The sequence below is a fragment of the Bradyrhizobium sp. Kon58 genome (assembly GCF_055807455.1).
Genome location: NZ_JBVVOT010000147.1, coordinates 1 through 475 on the forward strand (window position 1 = coordinate 1; position 475 = coordinate 475).

At 62.1% G+C, this 475-nt stretch carries 1 protein-coding gene; it reads right to left on the reverse strand.

What is annotated here, in order from left to right:
• Nucleotides 1–377 (reverse strand): transposase (locus AC0L20_RS39880; protein ID WP_473295649.1); only part of this gene is annotated, 377 nt, incomplete at its 3' end.
• Nucleotides 378–475 lie beyond the last annotated feature (98 nt).

Below are 475 nucleotides of genomic sequence, written 5' to 3' on the forward strand. Positions count from 1 at the left end.
GAGATACCCTTCAGGTAAAGGATCGGCAGCAGCGTCTCGATCGATTTCGAGCGGCGCATGTAGGGCGGTAGGATCGACGGAGAGAACCGGATGCGACCAGGATCGGTAGCGGCCGCCTCGCGATCGCGTACACGTGGCTGGCGGACGGCGACCGGACCGATGCCGGTCATCACCTCGCGTTCCGGCAGGTGACCGTGGCGCACGAGGCGCTGGTGGCCGTCCGCGGTCTTCAAATCGGCATGCTGGCCGAGAAAGTCTGCGACTTCGGCCTCGACCGCCTTGGCGAGAAGGGCACGTGCCCCGTTGCGCAAGACTTCTGTGAGTTGATCGTCGAAGATTCCTGGCTGAATCAGCTGGATGACGTTATCGTTGGACACGGCATATCGCTCCTTCGGTGGAGAAGTGGAGGCGTCAAGCACCCCCACGATATGCCGCCTTTCCGATTCCCGCCGTCACCAACTTTCAGCGATAGCTC